Raw genomic sequence first — 25,662 nt, forward strand, 5'->3', positions numbered from 1 at the left:
GGTATCACGTTGATACCAGGCTATATCCTGAAGTCAATCAGTAAAGGAGTTGTACTTCACCCGCCTCCAGCCCGGCGATTTCAATGCCCTGTGCCACGGCTCTCCCTAGCGTCACATTGATTTTCTTCGGTGGAGCGTCAGCGGTCGGACGGTAAATCACATAGGCACGCCCCTTCTCGTCGGTATGCACAGCCTGCGCAGGCACGGCGATACCCCGCTCGTTACGATAGACAATAATAGCCAGCCGCGCGCTCATCCCCAGACGAATAGTTTGCCTTAACTCCTCCAATGGCGTATCGAGTGACACCACCACAGCATAGTAAGCGCCGCTGCCGGACATATCCGCAGCATCAGCCTGCATATCAATCGACACAACCTTGCCTGTCAGCGTTTGTCCGGCAAAGCCATCTCCGGTCACGTTAACCGCCATTCCCTCTTGCAGTTGATGCAGGTCGGTCTCTTCTACCCGTGTCGCTACCTGAAAACGATCCTGAGCAATGACATCAAACAGCGGTGTCCCCTGGCTGACCAGTAAACCAGGTTGGATGACCACAGGCTTGCCGTTATCAGGCTGCGCAGGTCGCACGACAACACCGCTAAACGGCGCTTTGACGATTTGCCGTTCGACCTGAGCCGCCAGCGCCTGATAGCGCACTTGTGCATTGGTCAGTTCCATCTCCGCAATCTTGCGATCTTCGCCGTTCCCACGCGCCAGAACCGTTCGCAGCTCTTCTTGCGCCGCAATCATGTCCTGTTCCTGTGAACGAATTTGCTGTTTTAACGTATCCACTTCCATACGCGCGACGATGCCGCGTTCGAACAGCGCCTGAGTATCCCGCAGATTGGCCTGCGTATTGCTAAACGTTGACCGAGCTGAGTTGACTGCACGACGCGCACGCGACACCTCCGTGCTCTGTTCCCATTGCCTGAGCGATTGCACTTCGCGCTGTGTCTTGAGCACATCGGCCTGCGCCTGACGCAATTGAATCTCAATTTGTCCGGGATCCAGTGTCAGCAACGTTTGCCCTTTTTCGATGCGCTGCCCCTCATGCACCAGAACCTCACGGATAATGCCTTCAAAAGGCGCGGCCAGCGTGGTCTGCGTCGCCGCCTGAATTCGTCCAACCAGTCCTAGCTGATTTTCCAGTAACTGGGGCTGAACAGAAAGCCATTGCCCCTGAAGTGCGCTTTTTTCCTGCTCATTCGTGCGCCCTGCCAGTAGCCAAATCAGCAGCCCAAGCACCAGGATCAGCGACGAGACAATAAGATGACGCCGACGCAGGAGAGAGGAAAAGTGATACCTAATCATTGAGTGCGATATCCCAGCTTTGTAATGTGGTGCCCAGCGTTTCATCCAGTTCCGCTTGCGCATTGAGGTAGCCGATCAGCGCATTGAGGCGGGCGTTTTCAGCATTGCGTAAATCGTTCTCAAAACTCAACACCTGAAAGTTACTGGAACGCCCAACCGTGAGCTTCTCGCGTTCAATTTCCAGCTTACGGCGCGACAAATCCCGTGCGCGTTGGGATATCTCGAACTGCCGCCAGCGCGTACCGATATCTCGCACCGCATTGGTGACATCACGTTCAAGCTGCTGCCTGACTTCATCCAGTTGAATATGCTGATTACGCACGTTGACCCGTGCTTGCACTTCTGCCTGACGGGTACTCAGATCGCCGATCGGGATCTCCACCTGAACGCCGACATAGTTCTCCCAGGTACGCGAGGTGTTGCTCTGTGCGGCTCGGTCGCGCACCTGACTCGCGCCACCAACCAACGAAACATCCCACAGGCGATCGTTACGGGCCACCACCAGACTGAGCGCCGCCTGCTCGTTAGCGATGAGCTGTGCGAGATACTCCGGCCGGGAGGCTTCGGCCTGTTTCAACGCTTGCGCAGCGTTAACCTCCACGCGCTGCGCCTGCATAGACTCTGTCGCCACAACCAACGTATTTAAATCCAGAGCAAGAAGTTGCAGCAACGCAAGGCGTGAGGTATCCAGTTGGTTTCTGGCTTCTTCATGCGCCAGTTCCTGTGTGGCCACTTCGGCTTCGGTTTGCACAATTTCAAATTCAGCCATACGCCCTGCGGCAATCATCGCACGGTTGACCTCAACCAGTTGGCGCGCACGCGCCAGCGCATCACGAGCGATTTGCAGTTGCTCTTGTGAACGCAACAACTCCCGATAAGCGGCGATAATCTGCGTAATCGTCTGTGAAACGGTGGATTTCAGCGCCAAACGATTTAACTGCTCAGTTAACTGAGCAGTATGAACCGGCGCAGTGGTGACGTCTTTACCTGCGCCACGCAACAAAGGTTGAATCACCGTGATGTTGGCACCATCGTTACGCGACAATCCGGCGTTATCAGCCTGCGTGTGACGGTAGGTCCAGCCAAGGCTGAAACGGGTGCCATAAGGCGTGAGCAGGGTTGACGTCGGCGTCAGATTGCCCTGCCGATAGCGATCGCTTTGGTTACGATTGGAGAGGTAACTGCCCGTCAGCGACAGTTTGAGGGTAAAACGATCCTCCGCCACCCGAAGATCAAATTTCTGCGCGATACGATCCAGATAAGCGCTACGGATCGCGCGATTGTCGCGTAAACCAAGATAAATGGCATCGCTCAGCGTGAGATCGATCGTTTGTGCATTAAGCGATGTACTGATTGTCGCCTGCCCCTGCCGCGTCGCCTGAGAAGGATTTAACGCCGTTTCCGCATACCCTTCATGAGCAAGAAGCAAAATAAGTAAACACAGGATAGCGTTACGCATCACGTAGCGCCTGTACAGGTTCAAGCCGCGCGGCGGTCATCGCCGGGTTAAGCCCAAAAAACAGGCCAATCGCCAATGAACTGCCAATCCCAAGGGGAAGTGACAACGCCGAAAGCGAAAAGGCAGACCAGTCTGAAAAAAAGACAAACAGCCACGCAGCCACGATGCCACACACCGCGCCAATCAAGGCGCCGCAGGCGGATAACACCACGGCCTCCAGTAAGAACAGCCCCGCAATATCGCGCGGCCGCGCGCCCAGCGCCATACGAACACCAATTTCACGGCGTCGTTCGGACACATTCATCACCATGACATTCATCACCCCAACCCCGCCAACCAGCAAGGAAATCCCGCCCAGTCCCGCCAACAGCCATGAAAACATCCGCGACTGCTGCGCCATTCCCTCCAGTAGCTGCTGTGGGATTTGCACATCGATATCAAGTTTCGGCATCAGGGGCGATAGGTAATCCTTTAACTGTGAGCCCGTTTGCACCAGCGCATCACTGCTGCGGCTACGTGCAATCACGCTGACAATTTGCGGGGCAGGCATGACACGGCGCATACCAGAGATCGGCATCAGGATAGCGTCATCAACCGAGACGGGAACCAACGGGTTGTGTCCCCGCGGTTGAAGAATGCCTACGACCTCGAACAGATATTCGCCCACCTGCACGCGCTCACCCACAGCGGCGACGCCTCCCTGCGATGCCCATTGTGTCGCAACATTCGCGCCCAGCACGATGTAGGTACTTTGCTCGTCGAAATCACTCAAGTAGCGGCCCTGTGCGAGCGTGAGTCCTAACACGTCCGACAATTCAGCCCGGCTGCCCACGACCATGGCAGTGAGTGAACGCCCACGCAGCCGCGCTTCGGTGGAAGTAATAATTAACGCCGTTGCCGCCTTAATATCAGGCAGATGCTGTCGCAACACCGGGATATCCAAATCTGCCGGAGCCGAGTTGGTAGCATGGCTGCCCACCCGATTCTGCACAGTGGCCACAAGCAGGTCACTGCCCATCCCTCGGAATACCCCCATGGCTTCGGCTTCCGCGTTGTGCCCGATGTTGAGCAACGCGACAACCGATCCGCACCCAACGGCAATCCCAAGCAAAGCCAGAACTGCACGTCGCCCCAGAAGCATAAGACTGTTCAACGGCTCAAGCAGACGCTGCTGCAACGAAGGGCCATAGTGGACTGGACTCGCTTTCATCCGTGAACGAGGTTCAGACATGGTTTATCTCATGGATGCGACCGTCTTGCACATGAATGCATCGAGCCATACGGCAGGCCATGCCTTCGTCATGCGTCACCATCACCAGCGTCGTCCCCTGTTCGCGGTTCAATGCCAGCAATAGCGCGATGATGTCATCAGCCGTTTGGCTGTCGAGGTTGCCGGTCGGTTCATCCGCCAGCAGAAGCGCAGGTTCACCAACCAGCGCGCGCGCAATCGCTACCCGTTGGCGTTGACCGCCAGAGAGGTCGGCAGGCCGATGGTGAGTTCGCTCCGCAAGACCGACGCGCGCCAGCTGTATTTGCGCAGCCAGCCGTGCGGCCTGACGCGAGATGCCACGGTAGGTCAGAGGAAGCGCAACGTTATCCAACGCATCCAGACGCGGCAGTAAATTAAAACTCTGGAAGACGAAACCAATGACCTGATTACGCACGATCGCACGTTCATCAGCACTTGCCTGAGACATATCCTGCCCCGCGAGCAGTAAACGCCCCGAGACAGGCTGATCGAGCAAGCCGATGATGTTGAGCAACGTGCTTTTGCCGGAACCCGATGCACCCACGATCGCGCAACTTTGCCCGGCAGGAATAGACAGTGAAATATTGTGCAGTACCGATTGAGAGGAAACACCGGTACGGTAGGTGTGTGAAATACCTTGTAAACAGATCAGATCCGTTATTCTTTCATCAGACATCCTTGCCTCTTTGTTGACCCCCGAAAGCATCACCGTTGCCGAATTATCCTACTATTTCGCTCTCTCCGTCATACGATCCATAAATGCTTGTAAGGCATCCACGCTTTGAGACGCATTGCCGCTTTCCGAAGCGTGAATTTGAGACAGTAGCTGCGCATCATATCCTTTAGGCAATTGTGCTTCTTCAATTGCTGGCAGTGATTGGTAATGCTTCAGAATCTCTGACAAGGTATCAGAAGAGACTTGTCCAGTACGGTTATACTCTTCATCCATTTTGGCAATCGCTGCACGCTTCCACTGTTGTTCTTGATCATAAGATTCCAGCCAAGCCGCACGTCTTTCATTGACAGTGAAATCACCACTTTCATCGTAGGCGATTAACGCTAACTGCTCGCGGGACATCCCCTTGAACGGGTTAGTACCATTGCCATTCACGAAGCTGGTCGCTTGTTTGGCTCGAGCGAGTAAATCGGGGTCTTCTGTTTTAGGCACTTCAGCATCATGAGCCGCTTTATTCATATCGTAGCTCGCCCCTAACAGCTTCTCAGTGACTGCACGAGCGATCGCCCCTAAACCATCACGGTCTGTAGCTGCATCTCGGGCAGCCGCTCGAACGGCGGCGTCACTTAACTGACGAGCTAATGCAGAGACCTGCGTGCTCTCATCTTTCGTCGTTGTTGCCGTATTCTCTTTAGCCGATGCTGTCGTCTTTGCATCAGCAGCACTTTTTCCAACCGCATTTGCCGATATATAGCGGCTGGATGTAGCATTAAGTGAATCTATTTTTTCCATAATCTGCCCCTATTTAAAAGCAGCGATGCAACGACATCGATCGTACCGCTATACAATACCCGTAAAGCTGAGCGAGCCAAGAAAGGGGCGTCAATGATGCATAACGCCCCAAGATATACATAACAATAGCGCTAGCCATGCGTTTTATACAAAACGCGGTCTCTCGCCAATCAGCAACAGGATGTCACCTGCAGATTATTTCATTGTGAATTCAACGTTCCACGCATAGGTAGATAAACTCTGCGAGGTAATCGTTGCAGTACAGACCGCCCCACCGCTCCCCTCAGCTGATTTATTCCATTTTGGAACCTTGTTAGGCGCACCAGGATTGAAAATGCCACCAGGGATGATGGTATTCACGAAGGTAGTACCGAATACGCATGTCTTACTCCCTATGGTATAACGAACAATTGCAGCATTCGCATCAGGGCTGATGACATTCTGAACCCGATAAATATCAGACCCCTTTGCCGGAACCGTCGTGGCTGGTTTTGGACTGGCGCTGGCGTTAGTGCTGACCTCATTGTTAGTGACAATTTTATATGTCGCAGTTTCATTGCTCAGATTCTTGAAAGTCACCGTCACTGGAGGCCCGGCATAAGCCGTTCCAGCAGCAAATATAGAAGTCACAATACTAGCCAAAAGCACCTTTTTAAAAGTCATCGCACTTTTCTCCATGTGTTAATGTATTTTTGCTTGCATGACGGAACATCCGCCCTGCTCAGATGCGGCACAGATTTTAAATCAGCACCGCAAATCCACTCCAGTGACGTAGTAATATTCCCTTCACTATAATTCCAGAGAAAGGCTAAGAAAATAACATTAATACTTGTAAAACCTTAACGACAGCACGAACAAAAACTTTAATTTATTTCTATATAAAGCCATCAACATCACAAAATACTAGCAATAATAAAAATAACCACAGGAAATAAATAGAACAGGTGGAATAATTAACACAAGAATAATTATCGTGATCATTTTATTGGTAATAAGCTAACGTCAACTCAAAAATAACAATATTTTATGAAAAGCTCATAACCGTTATAAATAACCAAGACATTTTAAGACTCAATGATTAATAAGGATAAGTAGAGATCGAGCAGAAATAATAATCTGATGTCAGACTAAATGAAGATATATGAGGAAAAACGATGAAGAATTTTGGAGCGGGAAACGAGACTCGAACTCGCGACCCCGACCTTGGCAAGGTCGTGCTCTACCAACTGAGCTATTCCCGCTGAGAATCGGATTTATTCTCTCTGACTTCAACACTTTATAGTGAAATCAACGTTGATTAAATCCTGCTGAATCACATGTAACTTAATGAATTTAATCATTATTTACTCACCTAGCGATTCAACGGTCAGAATTATGTACCAATCAACTTAACGTGGCAAGCCCTTTTCACTGAAAAACAGTATCGCTCAACTGCAAGTCGCGTTATCGCTGTGGAAGCGAAACCATGATCCCGCCTCCACAGCCAGACCGCCTGAAGTTAAGGCGGCCTGATATTTCATTGTCTTCTGCGTATCAGGATTTTACGCTGGTAATCAAGGTTTGTTTGCAAATGTGCCCGAAGGTGACGTAAGTCCCCGTACTACCTACACCAATGCCATCCTGAGCTGGGACATCAATAATCCACGCCCCTACATCATAAGTGGTGCGCCACGTATTAATATAGCCCATGCTATAGTCTTGGAACTGTGTAGTGTGATCGGCATAACAGCCATCCAGCTTTACGGAGCCCGAAGCACTCCCGTTTGAATCAGTGATTATTCCGTGGGCATTGGCAGCATTAAACTCTAACGCACCATTATTTTCTCGTTGGTCGAGTATAAGAATCGCCACGATATTTGGAATACCTGCACCAGTTGAATCAGTTACACGAACTCCCCAGGTAATATCCCGATAGGCTTGTGTTGTCATAAAACCATACGCTGTCGGTGCAGAACTTGGGATACGCAGGACATTACTTTCTCCCGAAAGAGAATGGGTAAATTTGACAATTTTGGAACCTAAAACCAGTTTATATTTCTGGGATACTGTCGGCAATCGTGATGGATTAGGCAGTACTCTCACCAAAACTTTCTCATTCGGCTGAGATGGGATAATGGTAATTTCCTGTCCGGTATTACGGGCTGTCCAGGTATTCCCCCCATCAGTGGAAGACGCCAGCAACCAATTGTTATTGGTTCCACTCGTCACCCCATCAAGGCGAAGTAAAAGGTGTTGACCACGAGTTGCAGTAAAGGCGTAGTAATCCGCATCAGAGTCGCTGTCAGAATTAGCCTCAATTTCTCTCAGACTATCAGACAACGGGGTGGCCAGAGAGGGAATATCATTTAACTCATAGTCATCGACATTCGTATTAACGATGGCACCAAAATTAAAAGCGGAACCATCTGCCGCATTGGCTTCCATAAACCAATAATAGTGACCCGGCTGCGTTAAATTCAGCGTAGCCTCATCAGCATTACCCGGCTGATCGGAATAGTTAATTGCCGTCAGATTGTTCTGCCCATCGTCCCGAAACAGGCTCAGCGCGATGTCGGTTTCAGCGCTCTGCCCGACAACAAAAGCGGTTGTTTTAGAACGCTGAGTGATTTCGAAATGATAACAGGCACTCCCGCCCGTTTGCAGACCATCCAGCGTATAAATTGAATTGACTGCCAGAGTTGGACACAAAGGCGTGAATGCGCTGTCATTAGCAAGAGGCTGAGTGCTTGATAACGATTTTTTTTGTGTGTTTTTTTCATCAGTCTGCGCCGTTGATGCATTAGGGGAAATGACAACAACCCCCTCATTTTGCGCTTTGTGAAATTTATAATTACCTGCGGCATCGGATTGCATATTATTTGGCGCATTAAAGATAGAAACCGTGCCTTTTTTTTGCAGCTTACCAATATCCTTCACTTCAACAGGAACGCTGGTTTCAGCAAGCGCAGCACTCATACAGAATGCCAGTCCTGCTGCGGCAAGACATAAATTCAAACGATGACATTTCATCCCAAGATTTCCTTATTTTTGAGTCTTCTCAAATAGAACGCAGACTTATTATTTAGAAATTAACAAATAATCATTCTTAGCAACAGTAGTATTACACTGACACGCCATATAATCTCAATAATTTTTTACAAAAATATTTAAAATGAAATCTTTACATGAGTGAATTGAAATTATTGTAAAATATATAAATTCACTCATTTATAATTAGCTTAATTATTATTTAATATTCTCGATTAAAATCCACTTCGCCACGCAGCCTATTATCAGCCTGAAAGCGAGCGAGATTATCCAGAAATAATCGTCCCATCAGCCCCGGCACCATCGGTCCGGCAACGTGCGCCGTCAACGTTAGATTCGGCATGTTCCAAAATGGGTGACTGTACGGTAGCGGCTCTTGCCTGAATACATCCAGTACCGCTCCTGCAATCTGCCCATCACGCAGCGCCGTCTGTAAATCATCATCCACCACGGCGCTACCGCGCCCGACATTGATGAACAACGCAGAAGGCTTCATCGCGGCAAACAGACGGGCATCATAGATATCGGTGGTTGCCGAGGTATCAGGAAGAAGATTGATGACATAGTCAGCCTTCGGTACCGCGGTGGGTAGCTCCGCTAAGCTCATGATCTGTTTAAAATCAGGCCGCTGTCTGGGTGTACTGACGATACCGTATAGCTCGACGCCAAACGGACGTAGAAAGCCTGCAACCTCGCAGCCGATCTCTCCGGCACCGACAATCAACACATGCTTATCTGCCAGCGATCCCGGTAAACGGTGATCCCAACGTCGTTCTTCCTGACTGGCTTGCCGTTCTCCCAGGCGCAACTCATGCCTGAGCATATAGGCAATCACATATTCGGCTATTGGCTGCCCAAACACGCCCACGGCACGACTTAAACGGTAATCGCGCGGTAAGCCACTGGTCAGCAGCGGCCTGAACCCCGCCCAGGTAGACTGTAGCCACGTCGGTTTCGCCCCCTGAGCCAGCAATGCCGCTGCGGTATCAGGTTCGCCCAACCAAATCGGACAACCCGCCGCCTGCTCTGCTGTACCGTTTGAGAGCACCAGTTCAAGCTCCGGCGCAGCGTGATTTAAGACAGAACCGATCTCATCGGCACGCGAGTCCAGCAGCAGAATAGCAGTCATAAATATGTTCCTTTCCGGGATGAAGCCCTGCGAGGCGCCCCCGTCGTTATTACATTTAAGATTCGGTCGACGCCTGAATGAGCGACGTTAATAACGCGCCGCGCTTCGCTTCCGATTTTTTCACCAGTGCGGCGAGTTTCTTGGTATTGCCCCAGATGAGATACAGAACATGTTCGATCACGGCGGATTCCCGTCGCCGAACCTCATCGACCAGTTGTTCGAACAGCGTGTCATCCTCTAACGCAGGCAACATATTCAACTTTAGGCTTTCTGTCGCATGACTCAGGCAGGCAACCAGCGTCGCCACATTGTGCGCCGTCACGCTATGCTTATCGAAAAACGCTCGAATGAAAGCATCTTGTACCGATTGATGCTCATCATCCACGCTTTCCATATACGCTTTTACAAGTGGGAAATAGCCGGCATCAGTCAGGCCTAACCCAAATACGGCATAGCTTCCCGGCATAATGCACTTCTCACCTTCAGAATCGGCGTACCATTCAAATTGCTCAATCGCTGCACGCGCATACTCCTCAAGAAGCGGATAGGTCGATGCATACTGCAATGCGTTAGCAAAAAAACGATGGGTATCCGATTTTGCTAACCCTTTAATAGGAAGGTACTGCCGCACCGACGATTTCAGGACGATCTTGTAGCTCTTTGGGAAGCCGAGCGTCAGTAAGCGTGTAATGAAGCCCAGCGCCAGCGCATACGCTTCGGCGCTTTCCTTGCGAATACGCACGGCGATGGTCGCAAACACATCATTCGCCACGCATTCAACCCCTTCATTCTTCAGATTAATCAGCGCGTGTTCAAACGTACCGCTTCCCTCTTCCATCATGCTTACCGCACGCGGATAGCCCAACTGCTTCGCGATATCCAGATATTCCAAAGCCTGCGGCTTACTGTAAGAAGATTCATAGCGCAGAATCATTATTGCCGTATAGAGCACTAATTCAACGGGATGAATCGTTTGTGCCCCCTGTAACTCCAGTGCGATACCGGGCTTGAGGGTATAACTATCTGGTTCAAAAAAATACTCGGGTTTGGACACATCGCAATAGCGCAACAAAAAGTGCTGATCCACCCACGCTTTTAACTCACGGGTAATGGTGCGTCGATGCTCAGACAATTCCGCACTTCCTGCGTTTTTCTGCTGAATCAGCTCAAGCAGAGTGATGACGTTGTCGATATCCATCGCAGGAAAGAGATGCGCATCTAACAAGTGACGAACCAGAAAGAAAGTTTGTAACTTCTCTGTTGGCGCAGTGCCGTGGGTAAGATAGCGATCGATATAGTCGTGAATAGCGTTAAGTAGCCGCTGTTTTTTCACCTCATTGGTGAATGTAAACAGCGTAATCAGCAAGCGGCCTTCTGTTGTCGGAAATACAGCCCGAAAACAAAACCGGTAGTCAATCAGCGCCGTATCGGCCAGTTTCTCAACACGCTGTGCGATAGCCTGCGCCAGCACAGGAACGATACTGTCCTGTATCTGCGCCACACTCAGCGCACCTTTGCGACTGCCGGGCGACAGCCCGTCAGCATCCGGTTTCGCTTCAGAGGATATCGACGTACGCCCCGGCGCATAATCCAGTATCAGATCGTCATGGATACCGACCTGCAATGTTGTTCGCGATATAATCTCATCGAGCCCCGCCCTTTGCTCCTGCGTATCAAACCATTTGTTGATTGCCGTAAGCGATTCATCCCGCATCGGCAGGTCGTGTTGTGGTAATACCCCGGTTTCGTTTGAATGCCTGTCCGTCATTTTTCTCTTTATCCTTACTTATCGCAGATGAAACGTTGCCCCAAAGAACTGTATTAATGGTGTCTACCAACCGCCCAAAAGATATGCCTTGCTCGTTACTCTGTAGCAGTAAGAGGTAGCGAACATTGCAGGAGAGCTAAACCAAGATAAATTTCCATTTTCAACTGTCTTTTCGCTGTGATAGAGAAGGAAAATCAACGCGTTGGTGTAACAATGAGGAGTAGCGACGAATAGTACCGCATCCATGCGTCTTTGGTGACAGGAAATTATGACAGCTTGATTTTTCTCATGATGTCGAGAAGGCGTGATAAATCACTTGATGATAGTCCCACTGCACCGGGAGGAAGTCAGTGCAGCGGAACCCAGGCCAATCAGGCGTTCAGCGTAGCGTTATCAATGACGAAGCGGTATTTCACATCACCTTTGAGCATCCGCTCGTAGGCCTCATTGATTTCATCGGCGCGGATAAGCTCAATATCAGAAACAATCCCGTGCTCGGCACAGAAATCCAGCATCTCCTGCGTTTCAGGAATGCCGCCAATCATCGAGCCCGCCACCGTACGGCGTTTCATGATCAGGTTGAACACGTTAGGAGAAGGGTGCGGTGATGCCGGCGCACCGACCAGCGTTAGCGCGCCATCGCGCTTCAACAGCACCAGAAACGCATCCAGATCGTGCGGCGCGGCAACGGTATTCAGGATTAAATCGAAGCTGCCCGCATGCGCTGCCATCTCTTCCGCGTGACGAGACACCACGACGTCATTGGCGCCCAGCGCCTTGGCATCTTCACGCTTGGACTCAGACGTAGTGAACGCCACAACATAGGCCCCCATGGCATGCGCCAGTTTGATCCCCATGTGTCCAAGCCCACCAATGCCTACGACGCCGACCTTCTTACCCGGCCCGGCATTCCAGTGTCGCAGCGGCGAATAGGTGGTAATCCCCGCGCATAGCAGAGGCGCAACAGCGGCCAGTTCCGCCTCAGAGTGACGGACGCGCAGCACATAGCGTTCATGCACGACGATCTGCTGAGAGTAACCGCCGAGCGTCCAGCCGGGCTCATCCGCCGTCGGGCCGTTATAGGTGCCGACCATACCATCACAGTAGTTTTCTAAGCCATCATCACATTCTTCGCAGTGTCGACAGCTGTCCACGATGCAGCCGATACCCACCAGATCGCCCGCCTTAAAGGCGGAAACATGGGCCCCAACCGCAGACACACGTCCGACGATTTCATGGCCAGGCACGCAGGGAAACTGTGTGCCCGCCCATTCAGCACGCACCTGATGCAGATCCGAGTGGCAGATGCCACAGTACGCAATCTCAATCTGGACATCGTGAGCTCCCGGCGTACGGCGGACAATCTGCAACGGCTCGAGAGGTTTATCGCCCGCATGGGCCCCATACGCATGAACAAGCATGGCTATTTCCTTTTCTGTTGAGAAACCAATTATGTTGAGAAACTTATCGTGTAAAGAAACCGACTATGTGGAAAAACACGCTATTTTCCTCAATTCCCCCAGCAAACAGGTATAGCATTCCGCTTGTTTTCTTGCCTAATTCTGCATTTTTATGTTCGCATGACGTATTACAGATAATGTTATTCACCACCGTCATTCATCAGAGGGCAATCTTGGTCAACGCCAGCGAAGCGCCTAACGTAATCAGCGCAATGCCAATCCCTTTGTCAACCAGACGTTGCCTGTCGAGCAGGCGGCGGCGCATGACTGGAGTAGCAAAAAACAGCGCAACGATGCTGAACCAGACCCAGTGAGCGATAGACATAAATAACCCATAGCCAACATTATGGCTCAGTGGGCTACCGGGTTGTACAACTTGCGTGTAGGTAGAGACCACAAACAACATCGCTTTTGGATTCAACGCATTGGTGAGAAAGCCCATGCGAAATGCGGTAAGCGATGATGGCGCATGGCCGGACGCTTCTTCCAATGTTATTTTTGTCGTGTTGGTGAGGGATTTATACCCGATATAAATCAGATATGACGCCCCCAGAATTTTCATCGCCATGAATAGCAGCGGGGAGCTAACAATCAATACGGCGATGCCAAAAACGGTATACATCACATGAACCTGAATACCACAGGCAATGCCGAATGCGCTGAACAATCCAACCCGTGAACCAAAAGCATAGCTATTGCGGGTCACCATGGCAAAATCAGGTCCTGGGCTGATCACCGCTAAAATGGTGATCGTCGCGACGGCAATTAACTCATTAATTAACGTTTTCCTTGTTCGGCAAGCCATCTTTTTTCACGATGATTTTGCACAGATAGATGAAAGACTGGCGAAGGGAGGAATGCAAAGGTGATTGACGCAACACGGCGATCAAAGAGGCTGACCTCACGATATCTCTTCACTATTTAGGTAATTACGCCTCTTATCGCCAGAAGGCAGTGTGATTATTCAGCGTTTGCATGTGGCAAAAAAGCGATTTATCTTGGTGTAAATCTGTCAAATTTCATCGTGTATATGAAACTTCCCTCGCTAGCTTCTTTTCGCTTCTTTGAAGCGGCCGCACAAACCGGTAGCTTTGTTAAAGCCGCCGAGTCTCTGCACGTCACGCATGGCGCCGTCAGCAGGCAGATTAGATTGCTGGAAGAGGCGCTGGGGGTGGAGCTGTTTGAACGACGCAACCGGGCGATCTTTTTAAACGCCGCGGGCCGTTCTTTGCATACGGTCACACAGTCCGTTTTCGAGCAGCTCGAAGGGGCGGTCTATCGTCTACAGCAAGGTGCGCAGGATGACGTGCTGACGCTGTCATGCGAACCCACCATTGCGATGAAATGGCTGATTCCGAGGCTGCCGGCGTTTAATCAGGCAAATCCCGATATCAAACTCCATCTGGTCGCGGCAGGCGGGCCGATTGATTTTGTACGTAGCGGCGTTGACCTTGCGCTGCGGCGCGACGATTTTCACTGGGATCCGCAAACGCATGGAGTAAAGGTGTGCGACGAATGGATGGGGCCGGTAAGCCGCGACAAAGCCGAACGCAAAAGCAGTCTGGAAGGGACGCGCCTGCTCTATACCGGAACACGACCGAAAGCGTGGGTAACCTGGCAACGGCAGACGCACGTGTCCATCAAAGGCAGCATCAGAGCGGACTACGAGCACTTCTATCTGTGTATTCAGGCGGCAGTCTCGGGGTTGGGCATGGCAATGGCATCTTTCCTGATGGTGCAGGACGAGATTGCGAACGGACAACTGCATGCCCCCTACGGATTTGCGCAGGACGGTTCAGCGTATTATCTGCTCTCGCCCATCCCGCTTGAGCAAAATGAGAAGTCCCTACGATTTCATACCTGGCTAATGCAGGAAGTGTCCGCCTGCCTTTCCGGGGTTGAGGACGCGTGTTAAACCCGCACTGGAAAGACAATGACAGCACATTCCCGTGACACCCATTTCACGACACTGAACATGATTATCGCCGCCTCGCTTGTGGGGCTGGTAACAGGGTACACCCTGCCGCTGATCAGCCTGAAGCTGGCCGAGCACGGGCACAGCACAGCGACGCTCGGTATTCTGGCGGCTCTTCCGGCGGCTGGGATGATGCTCTCTTCTTTCGTTACGCCGTGGCTCAGCCACCGCGTGTATGCCAGTTATCTGCTCTCCGGCAGCCTGATTATTCTGGCGGCATCCACCGTGGCCTCATTCCTGCTGTCACATCCTGTTTCGCTCACCTTACCCCGCCTGTTAACCGGGCTGGCCTCAGGGGTGTTGGTCGTGCTGGGAGAAACCTGGGTCACCAGCCGGGCTTCAGACAAACACAAAGCAACGCTGACGGGGCTATATGCCGCCGTTTTCACAGGGTGTCAGCTGATAGGGCCGCTGCTTATTGCCGCAGGGGAGTCGATACAAATCTATGCGCTATGGCTGATTTGCGGCATTTCCACCGCGTGCGCGTTCATGCTAAGGAGCTGTGCCACGATGGTTCAGGCAGAGGAGTCGTCCTCAGCGTCTTATCGGGATCTTATCCCTTTTCTCCCGGCCATCGCCTCTGGCGTGCTCTGCTTCTCCTTCTTCGATGCCAGCATACTGGCGCTCTTTCCGCTTTACGGTATGGAACAAGGCTTAGACGAAAAGTCCGCGATCTTACTGGTTACGCTCATTTTTCTGGGCGATGCCGTCTTTCAGACGCCGATTGGCTGGCTGGCAGACCAATGCGGCATTATCAAAACCCACATAGCCTGCGGCATCCTGTTCTGTGTGATGCTGGTATTGATCACCTTCTCATTCTCCTCCCCTGCACTTCTGGTTCCCGTCTGTATCGTACTGGGCGCCGCCGCAGGCGGGCTTTACACGCTGTCTCTGGTACGGGCGGGTCAGAAATTTGCGGGTCAGCGACTGATCGTGATGAATTCCCTTTTGGGGCTGGTGTGGTCTGCGGGCAGCATCAGCGGGCCGCTGTTCTCTGGCGCAGCCATCACGTTTTATGGCTACGACGGCCTCATCGCCATCTTGCTGCTAACCGGCATGCTGTTTGTCGGCATACAGGGCGTATTAAGAAAAGAACGCGTATCGCGTTCGCTGGGTGAAGAGTGAATGTCGGCATCAGGCACACCAAGCCAGCGACGGACTGGCGTGCCTGAAATGGAACGGCAGAGGGGTGGCCTATGCGGCCATTTCGCGTTTGAACACCTCCAGCGTGTGCGCCTTGACGCGAATAAACTCAGGGTCGCTCATCGCCTCCGCACCGCGTGGACGCGCTAAATCAAACGGCACAATCTCCGACACCATCGTCGGTCGACGCGTCAGCAGCAAGATTTCATCCGCCAGAAACACCGCATCTTCTAAATCGTGTGACACGATGACCATCGTCACACCGGTCGCCAGTTGAACCTCTTGCAGCTTGTCGCGGATAAACAGCGTCATTTCAAAATCCAGCGCGGAGAACGGTTCATCCAGAAACATCACCTCTGGCCCTGTCGCCAGCGCCCGCATGATACAGACCGTCTGCTGCTGTCCGCCTGAAAGCTCATACGGATAACGCAGAAGATCGAAACGAATATCAAACATCGCGATCAGTTCATCCATCCGCGTCTGCACATCGTGTTTGCTCATCCCGCTACGTACCAGCGGATAGGCAATATTCTTCCAGGCGCTCATCCAGGGAAAAAGCGCATCACGATAGTTTTGAAACACATAGCCAATTCGGGTTTCCGCCAGCGTCTTGCCATCAAACAGGATATCGCCGCTATCCACGGGAATCAGCCCGGCAATCATGTTCATCAGCGTCGATTTACCACAGCCGTTCGGCCCGAAAATCGACACAATCTTGCCGCGCGGCAAATCCAGATTCAGATCGGTATACAGCGGCTGACCTGCAAACGACTTGTTCAACCCGCGAATGGTGACGTGGGTGTTCGGTGCCGGATAAGGCGGTAGCGCCGTCTCCGGTTTTTCCACTTGCGCTATGCTCTGTGTCATCATGCTTTGCCACTCCAGTGAACAATTCGTTTTTCTACAATCAGAAACAGGACGTTAAGCAGATATCCCAGCGCGCCCGTAATCAGAATGGAGGCGTACATATCCCGAATGTTGAACACCTGCTGCGCATCGATGATGCGGTGCCCCAGCCCTGTTTCCGAGCCAATAAACATCTCCGCGACAATCACAATCACCAACGCCATCGACACACCGGTGCGCAGACCGACAAAGGTTTGCGCCAGACTTTCCAGCAGCATGATGTCTTTAAAAATATGCCAGCGGGAGATTCCCATCACCTGTGCCGCCATCAGACGGGTTTTCTTGGCATTCATCACGCCATAGGCGCTGTTGAACAGAATCACCAGTACGGCCGCAAAAGCCGAAATAGCAATTTTATTCGCGTCGGTGATGCCAAAAATCAGCAAAAATAGCGGAATCAGCGCTGATGACGGCGTAGAGCGGAAGAAGTCGATCAAAAACTCCAGGCTGCGGTAAATCTTTTCGTTGCTCCCCAGAATAACGCCCAGCGGTACGCCAATCAGTGCAGCAAAGCCAAATGCGGCAAGCGTACGGTACAGCGTCGCGCCGATATCCGTGCGCATGCTGGCATCCGCGAAGGACTGGAACATATAGCTCAACGTATCGACCGGCGAGGGTAATAAAATGGGGTTCAGCCATTTTGCGCTGACCGCCAACTGCCAGAAGAGAAACAGCAGAATCGGGCCGACAGCGGGCAATAATTTAGACGTCCAGTGCTGGCGCATAATAAAGCTCCTCCCTTAAGGCTGATAAATCAGGCTGCTGACATCTACCGGCTGCCGGAAGATTTTTCTTTCGGTGAACACATCATAAAACTTCTGGAACCACGCCAGATTGTCGCCTTTTAGCTCGTCGTACATGACAAACCCCGGCAACGGCACCTCTTTACTCAGTTCGGCTTCAATGCTGGTGTATCCGGTGATGTGCTCACGAGCCGCTTCCGGATTCTGCTGAATAAACTGCACCGATTTGGCATAGGCCTGCGTGAAGCGTTTTGCGTCCGCCGCACGGCTTTCGATAAAACCGCTATTGAGTGCCGCCGCACCGCCAAACCACGGCGCATCAGGGTTACCGAGCACATAGCGTGAGATCACGCCTGTTTCCAGCGTACGCGACAGCCCTTTCAGTCGGCCTACCGTCCCCGTCGGTTCCAGCGTATAAACCCCGTCAATCTGACCCGCAGCCAGTGCTGCGGCATGCTGCCCAACCGGCAACTCCGTCACGCGCAGTTCATCCGCCGTAAAGCCGTTTTTTTCCAGAATGATTTTGGTCATCACCACATTCTGAATACCCGGTCCACAGGCAATACGTTTGCCTTTCAGCTCTGCGATGCTTTTTACGTCGCTGTTTAACGGCACCAGAAATTCATCCAGTACCATCTGATGATTCGACGGGTTCGAACAAATGATCTTGAACAGGCCGGGTGAGGTAATCTCGCCTAATCCCAACGCGCCGGTGGCTGTACCATTGGCGCATCCGTGTATGCGCCCCGTGATCATCCCCTCGACAATCTGTTGCGGGCTGGCGAATTTCACCGCTCGCACATTCAACCCTGCCTCTTTGAAAAAACCCCGCTCAACGCCCACGTATAAAGGCAAACCGCCCACAATGGGCCAGTAGCCGATGCGGATCTCTTCACCGTCGGCAGCAAAAGCCATGCACGGCAGCAGGCTGCTTAGCGTCAACGCGCCTGCGCTAACTGCTGACCACTTCATCAACTGCCTGCGTTTACGATCGATCTTGTCATTGTTATTTTTCATGTGTTCCCCCTTCAACGGTGAGCTAACAACAGCCGATAAACCCCAGCCTGAAAAAACCGATCAGGTCGATTGCCTGAGTCGCCCCAACTTGTACACAAGATGGTATATAAGACTAAGCACAGGCCGTGCCATGATTTCCAATGCGGTGAAAATGCAGTAAACACAGGGATTCCGGCGGCGTTAACGCACCAAAAAAAGGCAAAACGTTACAAAAATGCATTATGGGTGATGCAGAGTGGCTTGCCGTCAGTACATCGCCTTCTTGCTGAGGCAGGCAAATGTGGCATCATAGAAACGATGGGTTGCTGCGTTTTTCTCTGCGTTATTTCGTGCTTTATTGCCCCTCTATTCGGGCTACAGGCGACGGATCGGGATGAGCACACTTTTCGGGCAGACATAGTCTGAGAGTCGTGTCGCTAAGCTCCTGTTCTAAGGAGCAAGTATTCAAACAGGAGTCGTTATGCCAATCATACACATGGAAGAGTCGGCCAATCCCTCCGTGGCTGTGGAACCCGCCCTGCGCCCGCTGCTGGCGGAACATTCTCCACAGCGACAACATCTTCTGAACTCGCTGCTCTCAGCGAATGCTATCGCCCCCATCGCTGATGCTGTGGCTGGCACCTTACGCAGCAGCGTCGATTTCTATCATGGCACAGAGGACGACCAGACCGCACTGGGCAATCATCGGCTGGGCGGCCTGCCGGATTTACCTGTCGATATTCCCTACCCTTGCGTCAGCATCACCGAAGATACCTTGCTCGCATACGAGGAGTACTGGCAAGAAGGTGAAGACGGAAAAGATGTGTGCATTTTCCCCTGGGACGACGTCACACAGCGCTATCATGTACCGCTGGAATTTATTGCGCAGATAGACTGCCGCGCCTTAGCACAGTTACAGGACTATCTGCCGCGCGAGGGGACCCTATTCTTCTTTCTGGAATGTGGAAGCAGCCCTGTAACAACCCGAGGGAAAGTCATCTATGTGCAGGATGCCGCACGTCTGTGCAGCGGGATGCGCTTTGCAGACCTGGCCTTCAATGACGAGAAGACGCTCGGGCAGAAGCCTGCACTCAAACTGCACCCGAGAACCAGCGTCGCCGTCCCCAGCTTTTACGCATTGTGCCAGAACCCTCATCTTGATGCCCTATTGTGCTCACGTCTGAGTCAGGAACAGCAGGCAGCATTGCATGATGATGCGTATGACAATGCGCTGTCCCGTCTTGGCTTTGCGCAATATTACGCCTGGCAGTTGCGGCAACTGGGGGCATTCAACCTGTTACCCGATAGTAAAGTGACAGAAGAGCAACTCGCCTGGATGGTCGAAAAGGAGATGCTGCCATCGGACTTTCCACCTGATGCCCCGTTGCCTGAATATCAGGGTATTGCCCGAGTCAACGGCTGTGGCTTCAGCCAGCATGAATTGCCAGAGTTGCAGGCAGCACAGCAATTGGGCGGCGAAGCGCAGGACTGGCTGGTGCTGTTTCAGGCCTGTCTGGATGGACAATTTCAGTGGGATGACGGCACGCTAAATTTCATCATCCACCGTAGCGACCTCGCAGCCCAACGCTTCGACCGCGTATTTCTGGTCTGCGACTACTGAGGGGGTATTTCATGAAAACGATCGCAAAGGCAAGGCATAGCCATTTTGCGGGCTGCAGTAAGAAAATAGATTGCACATTGCGACAATTTGTCGCAAACTAAGATCCGTAGTGCGTCGAAAGGTGACGTATCATCAAAACCATCACTAAGAGGCTGTGGTGACTACATCATGGAGTACCGAAATATGGCAACAAGCATCCGCCTGGATGATGATTTTGTTGAAGAAGTGAAAGTACATGCAGAAGCAATGAGCCGAAGCGTGCCAAAGCAAATAGAGTACTGGGCTAAAATTGGCCGTATTGCTGAGGATAACCCTGAATTACCTTTTTCCTTCATCAACGAAATTCTGCTGGCGAAATCAGAAATCGACAATGGAAGAATGACAAAGTATGTGCGCAGAAGAGACCGGGAAAAATCTTGAGGTATATCAGTCACGCCGTTTTGAGAAGAAATTTGCCACTCTGACAGAACAAGAACAGAAAACCGTCGATGAACAGATTGAACTTATCATTGACGAACCTGAGATGGGTGAGCGCAAAAAGGGTGATCTAAATTATCTTTGGGTACATAAATTTTATATGAGTAACCAGCAATATCTCCTGAGTTATCGCTGGGTTGACGCTAAACTCGAAATATATTTATTGAACCTCGGCTCACATGAAAATGTCTATGATGATCAAAAGCGTCACAGAAAAGCTGACCTGAAGCTAATTAAATAACCAATATCAGCCGTTCCTTTTATCTTAAGCGGTTTTATTATTCAGGAAACAGCTAAGTAGAGTCCGACGACAACCCAAAGCGGGTCGATAGCAGTGATTGTCGTCGATGCGGCATGGTACAGGTTTACGCGCTGGTACCGATCTGTGTGAAGACATCTTGCAGGGTTGCGGCCTCATAAGTTGGCGCAATATCCGAATCGTTGGCAGCCCCACTGGCATTGAACCAACAGCTGTCGATGCCGTACAGGTTTGCACCCAGAATATCGGCATCAAGCCTGTCGCCCACGATGATCGCCTCGGCTTTTTTGAACGAGCTGAACTTGCTGGCTGAGAATTCAAAGAAGCGCGCATCCGGCTTAGCGAAGCCGCAAGCTTCAGAGGTAGCAACAAACGTGAGCCAGTCCGCCAACCCCGAGTTCGCCACCCGCTGCGCCTGCACATACTCAATGCCGTTGGTAATAATGCCAACTTCACCGATCTCGGCAAGCGCTTCGCATAGCTGAACCGCGCCATCCACCAGCACGACGGTCTCAGGCAGGCACTCCAGATAGAGGCTGCTCGCCTTGTGAGGATCGATATCAATGCCATGAAGGGAGAAGGTGCGACGGAATCGTTCGAATTTCAGTACATCTTTGGCGATCTCCCCCTTTTCGAACGCGCTCCATAGCTGAGAGTTTTCTCGCTGATAGTCCGCAAACAGGGTCGTATTTTCAATATCGACGCCAAGATCCTTCAGCGTACGCGCAAACGAAAGACGCTCAGAGGCTTTGAAATCCAACAGCGTGTCGTCAAGGTCAAACAGAAAATGGCGGTATTTCATAAATATTGGTTACTCGAAATCAAGGAATCACTTTTGGTGGAGACGGACTGCGCGGGCTTAGCAGCCGTCAGCGCGCGGTTAACGCCCAGAATCACAACAAAGAAGGAGAGCGTCAATAGCCCAATCATCACCCGCGGAAACGCACCCAGCCTGAAAATGAACAGCACGCCGCACTAATTTTCTGCCACCTGAACAGAGATGATACCATCACATCCGTATACAAACAGGTAACATGATGATTCCTGAAAGGAATCCATGCTGCTGACACACTCAAGGGCGCAATACGCGGTGGGTAAACCATGCTGAAAATCTCTTTCTTTACTCTCTTTATCAGGTATTTAAAAACCTCGACCATTCAGCACCCAGACATTTTTGGGCTTAAAGATTTTTCGCCGATAGAACTGATTTCTCAAGGATACGAGTTAGTCGGCGATCCGACCGACTTTCATTTTTATGAGAAGGACTATGTTGTTGGCTACCATAACAAAACGCTGAATATTGTTTTTAAACGCTATTTTTATCTCGATGAAAACGCCGGAAGCGGCTTCTCAATAGGACGGGGAGCGAGACTTATTTCTCTTTTGAAATGCTATAAGGCCGTTTGTTTAGCCGATGGGATGGCTGAACCTGTCTTTGATTTTTATTTCTCAGAGGATAAGAAAGAAGGGGCCGTTATCATAGGGAACGCCGTCGTCATTCGCTTTACTCAATGGAGTACAAAAGGGCAATATTCGATTGTCACTATTGAGAGCGATTTTAGTGAATCAGCATTATTTAGCCAGGTTTCAACCAATGCGGTTAAAAGCACCCTGCATGCCTGTGACTATCGTTTACTGCTCTCAAAATCGGCTTACAAAAGTGAACTTCGTGCGTTGAGTCGGCTAGCTAACTTTCTCTCGGTTTGAACGGCCTATAGTCTACGGTGACGTTTACATGCCCCTATTTTATAAACGTAAATTGCAGACGGCAGCCTGCAATCTACGGTAGAAAATAAAAAATCATTATTTCTTCATTTCAAGGCTTTTCATTACCTCTTTGCTTAACCCATGCGTTGAACTGCTAATCACACAGTTATACGTTTCACTTTCATTAATAACCATAAAAGTGCTCACCGGGTTTTTCATTTTTTTATCAACAGAGAAAATAATATAAGCATTGGGTAAGGAACTGGGTTTAAATGCACCGAATGAGTAGCTATCAGATAAACCGAGAGGGGATAAGTCAGCCGTTAATTCCATCGGTTGCGTACTGTGTGGCGAAGGGAACATTGATTTTGCTGACATCATCATTGACTGGGTATTAATGTTATATTCTGTTGTTACTTTCATGCCAACGTATTTGGATTCAGGCATATTCAACTGTTTTTCACACATTGCATCGTGCTGCGGGTTGGGCGTGCCATTTTGCAGGACAGCATGAACATGTTTTAATTCAACTTGGTCTTTTCCGGTATGGGCTTTTGCCATATCATCTGCTTGAGCAAAACCGCTCATCACCAGCGCCGCCGTTGCTACAACGTGTAAAATAGAGCTATTCATTGCATTCATTTTTTCCATCCTCTTTTATCTACAGGGATAACCATATGATCCATGACAACAATTCTTTATTTATTAAATAAATAACCGAAATGCCTCATGAAATTTAAATGATATTTCCCAGATAAAATCGAATAGAAAAAACCACTAAAAAATCAATAACAACCTTCGTCATTTTGAACAATGTGATTTTTATAAATGCATTCTGGTTATAAACATAGTCAATTTTTGATATTACGTCAAAATCCCAACGGCACAAAAAATAAAACAATAATAGAAATCATAATAAATATAACCAGGCTAAGTATTTAATAAAATGATTTATCTACAATATCAACGTTCAAGAGTCGACTCGAATGTACTTAACGATGTTCATCGAATAAAACGATGGTATATATCACCAAACAAGGAAGCGACGCCGCGTACTAACGGTATCGTTGCACAACGGAAAAGAGCGAATAGATTTCTAGCACGACAGGGAGATTGATGGTACAAGAAAAAAGAGAGATGAAAAAATTGGAGCGGGAAACGAGACTCGAACTCGCGACCCCGACCTTGGCAAGGTCGTGCTCTACCAACTGAGCTATTCCCGCATATCGGACAGACATTAACAGGCGTTACGTCTGATTACTGCGCACTGATTGTATGGTGACAAACAGTGATAAAACGTGGAGCGGGAAACGAGTCTGGAATCCAGCCGTTATCTCTTTGTTTTAGAAAGAGTTTCCCGACATCCCTTGATAGGATGGACAGCATTATGGACTAGAACTTAGATCTTGGCAAGTCAGAACCTTAATTTTTTTCCATACAGCGTCGTACACGTCCAACAACATCCACAAGGTATGGGACAGGGAGGGCTTACCACGCCCTTCGACATGGATTCCAAGCCGTAATTTTCCCCGTCAAATAACGATGCTGTAACCCATCACAGGCAAGCGCCAGCCCTCATCAGCTTACCCCACTACATCCAGAGACAGAAACACGCAACGTGTGAACAAAACCCCATAAGAAGCAGCCTTAGCATTAGCGATGCTCCACAGCCGGGTTGATCTGCTCGTTTTCCACACCTGCCCCCCTCAGAAAGACTCGGCTCAGCAAGCTATTGAGATGCCCTACGCCCTCACAACCCGTTGAGGCTGCATTTCAGCATGGGGTGCCCCGCAAAAGACAGCCCAAAAACATGAATGAGTCCTATTCATGTAGCGGAGCCTTCCTCCATAAAAAGGAATCAATACCCAATGGAAAGAAAGGAGTATGAAAATATGAGGATACGCTACCTGCGGTATTTCCTGATCGTTGCAGAAGAGCAAAGTTTCACCCGAGCAGCGGCCAGGATTCATATCGAACCATCACCTTTGTCCCGAGCCATCAAGGAACTGGAGAACCATCTGGGGGTACAACTGCTTCATCGCGCCAAAGGACGTATCAGACTGACCTGGCCAGGTGAAGTCTTTCGCGAAGAAGCTCAACGCATCATTGCCTTTATAGAGAACGCTCAAACACGGGTTAACTCAGCCTCGCAAGGCTACCGTGGCCGACTGCGTATTGGACTTGCAGACAGTCTGGCTCCACCAAGACTGACGACACTGCTCGCTCGTTGTCGTGAAGAAGAACCGAGCACCGAAGTTAGGATCACGGAGATGACTGTCAGCGAGATGTTATTGGCCATCAGCCACGATCAAATCGACGTTGGTTTTACTGTCGACAATTCAATCATGCCGGGCTACCTCAAAGAAGTTGTATGGACCGAGCGCCCAGCCATCGCGATCCCAACTCACCACCCGTTGCTCTCGCAAGAAAAAATCTCTGACGCCGAGATGCTTCGCTATCCGCTAGTGCTTTGCCATCCCGAACGCTGCACTGGTGGATATAACCTGACTCGACATTTGTTCAGCAATCCGTCACTCCCTACACCAAACATCGCCGAATATGTTTCAGGGCATGAACCCATGATCATGTTAGTTGCAGCAGGCTATGGGATCGGTATCGGGCTGGCATCTCAAATTGCTCTCTATAACCATCCCAATGTCATTATCCGCGAAGCAGCAGACAATATTCCCAGCACAGCTACATTTGTCGTAACCGCAGAAAGAGAACGCTCAGCAGAGCTGGTTCGATTTATCAATCGGGCTATAGCAATCGGAGAAATATCAGGTTCGCCACACGCCTTACCTACCCGAACACTGTGACACACTGATGAAACAAAAGGACTGTTTTTGTCATTTTCATGACAAAAACAGTCCTTCTATTGCATAACCGTACCTGCCATACAGCCTTAGTGAACTATCGCGCATCGCTCCCAAGACCTGAAGCATGAGTCAACACCCAACAAAAAT

General features: G+C 50.6%; 23 protein-coding genes and 2 tRNA genes. 7 read left to right on the top strand and 18 right to left on the bottom strand.

What is annotated here, in order from left to right; translation table 11 throughout:
* Window positions 1-37: 37 nt before the first annotated feature.
* The 12 genes from LCF41_RS18905 to LCF41_RS18960 all read right to left on the bottom strand — a co-directional run bounded on the left by LCF41_RS18905 (window position 38) and on the right by LCF41_RS18960 (window position 13,647).
* Window positions 38-1,309, bottom strand: a complete 1,272-nt coding sequence (locus tag LCF41_RS18905) for an efflux RND transporter periplasmic adaptor subunit (protein WP_225085882.1) — start codon at window positions 1,307-1,309, stop codon at window positions 38-40.
* Complete coding sequence (locus tag LCF41_RS18910) at window positions 1,302-2,768, bottom strand: TolC family protein (RefSeq protein WP_225085883.1); 1,467 nt, start codon at window positions 2,766-2,768, stop codon at window positions 1,302-1,304. The genes LCF41_RS18905 and LCF41_RS18910 overlap by 8 nt, the downstream gene beginning before the upstream one ends.
* Window positions 2,761-3,999 carry an ABC transporter permease gene (locus LCF41_RS18915; protein WP_225085884.1) on the bottom strand — a complete coding sequence of 413 codons (1,239 nt, stop codon included), beginning with the start codon at window positions 3,997-3,999 and terminating at the stop codon, window positions 2,761-2,763. The genes LCF41_RS18910 and LCF41_RS18915 overlap by 8 nt, the downstream gene beginning before the upstream one ends.
* Entirely contained in the window at window positions 3,992-4,693 is a 702-nt protein-coding gene (locus LCF41_RS18920; protein ID WP_225085885.1) for an ABC transporter ATP-binding protein, read from the bottom strand. Before LCF41_RS18920 ends, LCF41_RS18915 begins: the two co-directional genes overlap by 8 nt.
* Before the next feature lie 51 nt (window positions 4,694-4,744).
* Window positions 4,745-5,485, bottom strand: a complete 741-nt coding sequence (locus tag LCF41_RS18925; protein WP_225085886.1) for a hypothetical protein — start codon at window positions 5,483-5,485, stop codon at window positions 4,745-4,747.
* A 195-nt stretch (window positions 5,486-5,680) separates the two neighbouring features.
* Window positions 5,681-6,148 carry a hypothetical protein gene (locus tag LCF41_RS18930; RefSeq protein ID WP_225085887.1) on the bottom strand — a complete coding sequence of 156 codons (468 nt, stop codon included), beginning with the start codon at window positions 6,146-6,148 and terminating at the stop codon, window positions 5,681-5,683.
* A gap of 502 nt (window positions 6,149-6,650) precedes the next feature.
* A tRNA-Gly gene (locus tag LCF41_RS18935) sits at window positions 6,651-6,726 on the bottom strand.
* Window positions 6,727-7,018: 292 nt separating this feature from the next.
* Window positions 7,019-8,494, bottom strand: a complete 1,476-nt coding sequence (locus tag LCF41_RS18940) for a hypothetical protein (protein WP_225085888.1) — start codon at window positions 8,492-8,494, stop codon at window positions 7,019-7,021.
* A gap of 220 nt (window positions 8,495-8,714) precedes the next feature.
* Window positions 8,715-9,641: a D-2-hydroxyacid dehydrogenase gene (locus tag LCF41_RS18945; RefSeq protein ID WP_225085889.1), complete on the bottom strand. Its 927-nt coding sequence runs from the start codon at window positions 9,639-9,641 to the stop codon at window positions 8,715-8,717.
* A gap of 55 nt (window positions 9,642-9,696) precedes the next feature.
* Window positions 9,697-11,409 carry a DUF6138 family protein gene (locus LCF41_RS18950; protein ID WP_225085890.1) on the bottom strand — a complete coding sequence of 571 codons (1,713 nt, stop codon included), beginning with the start codon at window positions 11,407-11,409 and terminating at the stop codon, window positions 9,697-9,699.
* Window positions 11,410-11,780: 371 nt separating this feature from the next.
* On the bottom strand, window positions 11,781-12,830 hold the full coding sequence (locus tag LCF41_RS18955) for an NAD(P)-dependent alcohol dehydrogenase (RefSeq protein WP_225085891.1): 1,050 nt from the start codon (window positions 12,828-12,830) through the stop codon (window positions 11,781-11,783).
* 199 nt (window positions 12,831-13,029) lie between these two features.
* Window positions 13,030-13,647, bottom strand: coding sequence for a LysE family translocator (locus tag LCF41_RS18960; RefSeq protein ID WP_225088228.1), 618 nt, complete (start codon window positions 13,645-13,647; stop codon window positions 13,030-13,032).
* A 252-nt stretch (window positions 13,648-13,899) separates the two neighbouring features.
* On the opposite strand from LCF41_RS18960, the gene LCF41_RS18965 reads away from it, so the two are divergent.
* Complete coding sequence (locus LCF41_RS18965; RefSeq protein ID WP_225085892.1) at window positions 13,900-14,784, top strand: LysR substrate-binding domain-containing protein; 885 nt, start codon at window positions 13,900-13,902, stop codon at window positions 14,782-14,784.
* An 18-nt stretch (window positions 14,785-14,802) separates the two neighbouring features.
* Window positions 14,803-15,969 (top strand): MFS transporter, encoded by a 1,167-nt coding sequence (locus tag LCF41_RS18970; RefSeq protein WP_225085893.1) that lies wholly within the window; start codon window positions 14,803-14,805, stop codon window positions 15,967-15,969.
* 69 nt (window positions 15,970-16,038) lie between these two features.
* On the opposite strand, the gene LCF41_RS18975 is transcribed toward LCF41_RS18970, so the two are convergent.
* From LCF41_RS18975 to LCF41_RS18985, 3 genes are read right to left on the bottom strand one after another with little or no spacing between them, the layout of a single operon-like run.
* Window positions 16,039-16,857: an ABC transporter ATP-binding protein gene (locus tag LCF41_RS18975; RefSeq protein ID WP_225085894.1), complete on the bottom strand. Its 819-nt coding sequence runs from the start codon at window positions 16,855-16,857 to the stop codon at window positions 16,039-16,041.
* The gene (locus LCF41_RS18980; RefSeq protein WP_015841873.1) at window positions 16,854-17,618 is read right to left on the bottom strand and encodes an ABC transporter permease; all 765 of its coding nucleotides are present in this window, start codon (window positions 17,616-17,618) and stop codon (window positions 16,854-16,856) included. The genes LCF41_RS18975 and LCF41_RS18980 overlap by 4 nt, the downstream gene beginning before the upstream one ends.
* Before the next feature lie 15 nt (window positions 17,619-17,633).
* A complete protein-coding gene (locus LCF41_RS18985; RefSeq protein WP_225085895.1) occupies window positions 17,634-18,653 on the bottom strand; it encodes an ABC transporter substrate-binding protein in 1,020 nt (339 codons plus the stop codon).
* A gap of 460 nt (window positions 18,654-19,113) precedes the next feature.
* On the opposite strand from LCF41_RS18985, the gene LCF41_RS18990 reads away from it, so the two are divergent.
* The 3 genes from LCF41_RS18990 to LCF41_RS19000 all read left to right on the top strand — a co-directional run bounded on the left by LCF41_RS18990 (window position 19,114) and on the right by LCF41_RS19000 (window position 20,971).
* On the top strand, window positions 19,114-20,253 hold the full coding sequence (locus LCF41_RS18990) for a DUF1963 domain-containing protein (protein ID WP_225085896.1): 1,140 nt from the start codon (window positions 19,114-19,116) through the stop codon (window positions 20,251-20,253).
* Window positions 20,254-20,436: 183 nt separating this feature from the next.
* Window positions 20,437-20,673 (top strand): TA system antitoxin ParD family protein, encoded by a 237-nt coding sequence (locus LCF41_RS18995; RefSeq protein WP_039317656.1) that lies wholly within the window; start codon window positions 20,437-20,439, stop codon window positions 20,671-20,673.
* Window positions 20,642-20,971: a type II toxin-antitoxin system RelE/ParE family toxin gene (locus LCF41_RS19000; protein ID WP_225085897.1), complete on the top strand. Its 330-nt coding sequence runs from the start codon at window positions 20,642-20,644 to the stop codon at window positions 20,969-20,971. Before LCF41_RS18995 ends, LCF41_RS19000 begins: the two co-directional genes overlap by 32 nt.
* A gap of 124 nt (window positions 20,972-21,095) precedes the next feature.
* Here the strand turns inward: LCF41_RS19000 and LCF41_RS19005 are convergent, their stop codons facing one another.
* Entirely contained in the window at window positions 21,096-21,791 is a 696-nt protein-coding gene (locus LCF41_RS19005) for a YjjG family noncanonical pyrimidine nucleotidase (RefSeq protein ID WP_225085898.1), read from the bottom strand.
* Between the two features lie 299 nt (window positions 21,792-22,090).
* Here LCF41_RS19005 and LCF41_RS19010 point away from each other — a divergent pair, with 299 nt between their 5' ends.
* Window positions 22,091-22,696 (top strand): hypothetical protein, encoded by a 606-nt coding sequence (locus tag LCF41_RS19010; protein WP_225085899.1) that lies wholly within the window; start codon window positions 22,091-22,093, stop codon window positions 22,694-22,696.
* Between the two features lie 96 nt (window positions 22,697-22,792).
* On the opposite strand, the gene LCF41_RS19015 is transcribed toward LCF41_RS19010, so the two are convergent.
* Entirely contained in the window at window positions 22,793-23,338 is a 546-nt protein-coding gene (locus tag LCF41_RS19015; protein WP_225085900.1) for a hypothetical protein, read from the bottom strand.
* Window positions 23,339-23,843: 505 nt separating this feature from the next.
* A tRNA-Gly gene (locus LCF41_RS19020) sits at window positions 23,844-23,919 on the bottom strand.
* Between the two features lie 645 nt (window positions 23,920-24,564).
* On the opposite strand from LCF41_RS19020, the gene LCF41_RS19025 reads away from it, so the two are divergent.
* Complete coding sequence (locus tag LCF41_RS19025) at window positions 24,565-25,515, top strand: LysR family transcriptional regulator (RefSeq protein ID WP_225085901.1); 951 nt, start codon at window positions 24,565-24,567, stop codon at window positions 25,513-25,515.
* The last annotated feature ends 147 nt before the right edge of the window (window positions 25,516-25,662 follow it).

This window comes from Pectobacterium colocasium (assembly GCF_020181655.1).
GTDB lineage: Bacteria > Pseudomonadota > Gammaproteobacteria > Enterobacterales > Enterobacteriaceae > Pectobacterium > Pectobacterium colocasium.

What these genes read in the sequence shown, in the direction of transcription:
- LCF41_RS18905 (WP_225085882.1), bottom strand. Translation starts at nt 1,309, where the DNA reads ATGATTAGGTATCACTTTTCCTCTCTCCTGCGTCGGCGTCATCTTATT.
- LCF41_RS18910 (WP_225085883.1), bottom strand. Translation starts at nt 2,768, where the DNA reads ATGCGTAACGCTATCCTGTGTTTACTTATTTTGCTTCTTGCTCATGAA.
- LCF41_RS18915 (WP_225085884.1), bottom strand. Translation starts at nt 3,999, where the DNA reads ATGTCTGAACCTCGTTCACGGATGAAAGCGAGTCCAGTCCACTATGGC.
- LCF41_RS18920 (WP_225085885.1), bottom strand. Translation starts at nt 4,693, where the DNA reads ATGTCTGATGAAAGAATAACGGATCTGATCTGTTTACAAGGTATTTCA.
- LCF41_RS18925 (WP_225085886.1), bottom strand. Translation starts at nt 5,485, where the DNA reads ATGGAAAAAATAGATTCACTTAATGCTACATCCAGCCGCTATATATCG.
- LCF41_RS18930 (WP_225085887.1), bottom strand. Translation starts at nt 6,148, where the DNA reads ATGACTTTTAAAAAGGTGCTTTTGGCTAGTATTGTGACTTCTATATTT.
- LCF41_RS18940 (WP_225085888.1), bottom strand. Translation starts at nt 8,494, where the DNA reads ATGAAATGTCATCGTTTGAATTTATGTCTTGCCGCAGCAGGACTGGCA.
- LCF41_RS18945 (WP_225085889.1), bottom strand. Translation starts at nt 9,641, where the DNA reads ATGACTGCTATTCTGCTGCTGGACTCGCGTGCCGATGAGATCGGTTCT.
- LCF41_RS18950 (WP_225085890.1), bottom strand. Translation starts at nt 11,409, where the DNA reads ATGACGGACAGGCATTCAAACGAAACCGGGGTATTACCACAACACGAC.
- LCF41_RS18955 (WP_225085891.1), bottom strand. Translation starts at nt 12,830, where the DNA reads ATGCTTGTTCATGCGTATGGGGCCCATGCGGGCGATAAACCTCTCGAG.
- LCF41_RS18965 (WP_225085892.1), top strand. Translation starts at nt 13,900, where the DNA reads ATGAAACTTCCCTCGCTAGCTTCTTTTCGCTTCTTTGAAGCGGCCGCA.
- LCF41_RS18970 (WP_225085893.1), top strand. Translation starts at nt 14,803, where the DNA reads ATGACAGCACATTCCCGTGACACCCATTTCACGACACTGAACATGATT.
- LCF41_RS18975 (WP_225085894.1), bottom strand. Translation starts at nt 16,857, where the DNA reads ATGATGACACAGAGCATAGCGCAAGTGGAAAAACCGGAGACGGCGCTA.
- LCF41_RS18980 (WP_015841873.1), bottom strand. Translation starts at nt 17,618, where the DNA reads ATGCGCCAGCACTGGACGTCTAAATTATTGCCCGCTGTCGGCCCGATT.
- LCF41_RS18985 (WP_225085895.1), bottom strand. Translation starts at nt 18,653, where the DNA reads ATGAAAAATAACAATGACAAGATCGATCGTAAACGCAGGCAGTTGATG.
- LCF41_RS18990 (WP_225085896.1), top strand. Translation starts at nt 19,114, where the DNA reads ATGCCAATCATACACATGGAAGAGTCGGCCAATCCCTCCGTGGCTGTG.
- LCF41_RS18995 (WP_039317656.1), top strand. Translation starts at nt 20,437, where the DNA reads ATGGCAACAAGCATCCGCCTGGATGATGATTTTGTTGAAGAAGTGAAA.
- LCF41_RS19000 (WP_225085897.1), top strand. Translation starts at nt 20,642, where the DNA reads ATGTGCGCAGAAGAGACCGGGAAAAATCTTGAGGTATATCAGTCACGC.
- LCF41_RS19005 (WP_225085898.1), bottom strand. Translation starts at nt 21,791, where the DNA reads ATGAAATACCGCCATTTTCTGTTTGACCTTGACGACACGCTGTTGGAT.
- LCF41_RS19010 (WP_225085899.1), top strand. Translation starts at nt 22,091, where the DNA reads ATGCTGAAAATCTCTTTCTTTACTCTCTTTATCAGGTATTTAAAAACC.
- LCF41_RS19015 (WP_225085900.1), bottom strand. Translation starts at nt 23,338, where the DNA reads ATGAATGCAATGAATAGCTCTATTTTACACGTTGTAGCAACGGCGGCG.
- LCF41_RS19025 (WP_225085901.1), top strand. Translation starts at nt 24,565, where the DNA reads ATGGAAAGAAAGGAGTATGAAAATATGAGGATACGCTACCTGCGGTAT.